Origin of the sequence: Kitasatospora sp. NPDC002965, assembly GCF_040611255.1 — a bacterium.
GTDB lineage: Bacteria > Actinomycetota > Actinomycetes > Streptomycetales > Streptomycetaceae > Kitasatospora.
On the sequence record NZ_JBEXNT010000084.1, the window covers coordinates 39,172 to 41,130 of the forward strand.

Genomic DNA, 1,959 nt, shown 5'->3' on the forward strand with positions numbered 1-1,959 from the left:
CGTGGCGGCGGCCCGGTCCACTGCGGACCGGGCCGCCGTAGGGGTGCGCCGTCAACCGTCGGCTTGCCCAGGTGTCCCGGAACCGCGGGTTCAGGGACCGTCGAAGTAGCGTCGCTCCTCGACCATGGGCTCCTGGACCACGCGCGAGCCGCCGAGCGCCCGCCGGCGGCGCAGCGCCCGGGCGTAGACCGCGATTCCGAGCAGTCCGGCGACCATCAGGATGATGCCGACCACGTCCACGTTCACACCGGAGAGCTCCCAGTCGACGGCGAACGTGAGGATGGCGCCGGCCGCGAACAGGATGATGCATCCGCCGATTCCCACAGGTCTGTCCTTTCTCCGAGCTGACCGGTGTCCGGTCAGGAGGCGATCAGGCGGTCCAGGACGCTGCGGAAGTCCCGCATGGCGAGCCTGAGTTCCTCGGTCGACCCGGCCCCGGTGCCGGACCCGCCGGACCCCTTGGCGGCCGCGTCGACCATCGGGCGCAGCGCCGCGCGGCGCTGCGCGACCGCCTCGGCCACCTGGTCGGCGGTCCGGCCGATCAGGTCGTCGGCGCGGGTGACGGCGCCGGCGGGGTCGTCGACGAACCCGGCCTGCACGGCGCCCCACTCGGCGGCGATCACCTCGACCCGCTGCCGGTCCAGCCAGCCGCCGGGGGTCGGCCGGGCGGCGCCGTGGGCTCCGGCGTGCGTGGCGGTGTGGGCGCCGGTCTGCGGACCGGGGTCGGCCTTCGTCATGGCCCCGGCCGGAGCCGCGGCGGCGTCGGTACTGCGGGCGGCCACGTCGTGGGAGGGTGCCGCACCGTGCGCGGGCCGGTCGTGCGCGGGCCGGTCGGGCTCGGCGGGTGCGGCGCCTGCGGCCGGGCGGTCCGGCCCGGCCGGGGTCCCCCCGGGGACCTGCTCCGGTGCGCGGCCCGGCGTGTGGTCGGGTGCGTCGTGCGGCAGGTGCACCGGGGTCTGCGCGACGGCGAGCCGGGCCCGGCCGTCGGGGGCCGTGCCGGGTGCGGCGTGCGGTGCGGCGTGAGTCGGGGGCACGTCCGGTACGGCGGTGGGCGGCTCCGCGGGCAGGGCGGGAGCGCGATGGGTGTGCCGGGTGTCCGTCATGACGGTCCTCCTCGTTCGAGTGCTTCGAGTGCTTCGAGTGCTTCGGGTGCGTCGGGAACGGAGCGCGCGGGGCGCGGAGTGCGTCGGGCGCGGGGCGTCAGCGCGTCGCGAGTGCGCCCTGGCGGGTCCGGTGCAGCAGCTCCTGGGCGAGGTCGCGGACCGCGATCAGGGCCATTCGCAGTGCCTCGCTGTCGCCGGCCTCGCCGCCCTGGGCGCGGACCAGCGTCCGGCGGGCGGTGCGGTAGCGGGCGAGCGCGGCGGGGTGGTCGACGGAGACGGCTTCCAGCCGGCCCTTCTCCGGGTACCCCATGCGGCCGAGCACGGTGTCCAGCAGGCTGTCGGCCTCGGCGACCGCGCGCAGCGGGTCCTCGACGAACAGCGCCTGGAGGCCCTGGAGTTCGGCCGCCGCCCGATCGCGGTCGGCGGCGTCGAGCGGGGTGATCCGCAGGCTCCGGTGGCGGGAGATCCGATCGGAGAGCTCCTGCTCGGCGAGCCGGACCTGCCCGTCGTGGCCCAGCACGGCGTTGTCGTACTCGGGTCCGAAGCGGGCATGCAGCCTGCGGGAGCGCAGTCGTGGCAGCACGACCGCGAGCAGTGCGGCCAGCACGAGCAGTGCGGCGATGGCGATGTAGCCGGCTTCCATTCTCCGGGTCCCTTCCCTCGGTGCTGCCCTGCCCGGCTCCGCGCCGGGTGGCCTGCCGAGGGCCCGTCTTGCCCGAACCGCCGGGCTCAAACTCCCGGTGGCACAAGGACCGTGGTCGCGGCCGTGACGGTGAACGGCATGCCGGAGATGGCGAACTGGGCGGCGAGCACGCCCTGCGCGGTCAGGGTCATCAGCAGGGCGCCGGCGGCGACG

General features: G+C 76.2%; 3 protein-coding genes and 1 pseudogene. All 4 read right to left on the reverse strand.

The features are described 5' to 3' along the window. Positions 1 to 90 precede the first annotated feature (90 nt). A complete protein-coding gene (locus ABZY91_RS27600) occupies positions 91 to 324 on the reverse strand; it encodes a DUF6458 family protein (protein ID WP_329883806.1) in 234 nt (77 codons plus the stop codon). 35 nt (positions 325 to 359) lie between these two features. Further along, complete coding sequence (locus ABZY91_RS27605; protein ID WP_355405678.1) at positions 360 to 1,103, reverse strand: hypothetical protein; 744 nt, start codon at positions 1,101 to 1,103, stop codon at positions 360 to 362. Between the two features lie 97 nt (positions 1,104 to 1,200). Further along, positions 1,201 to 1,746, reverse strand: a complete 546-nt coding sequence (locus tag ABZY91_RS27610; protein WP_329883808.1) for a hypothetical protein — start codon at positions 1,744 to 1,746, stop codon at positions 1,201 to 1,203. A 119-nt stretch (positions 1,747 to 1,865) separates the two neighbouring features. Next, positions 1,866 to 1,959, reverse strand: a pseudogene (locus ABZY91_RS27615) (cholesterol esterase); the annotation flags it as partial.

Bases quoted from the DNA above. Each gene is read 5' to 3' on its own strand.
- ABZY91_RS27605 (WP_355405678.1), bottom strand. From the start codon at position 1,103: ATGACGGACACCCGGCACACCCATCGCGCTCCCGCCCTGCCCGCGGAG.
- ABZY91_RS27610 (WP_329883808.1), bottom strand. From the start codon at position 1,746: ATGGAAGCCGGCTACATCGCCATCGCCGCACTGCTCGTGCTGGCCGCA.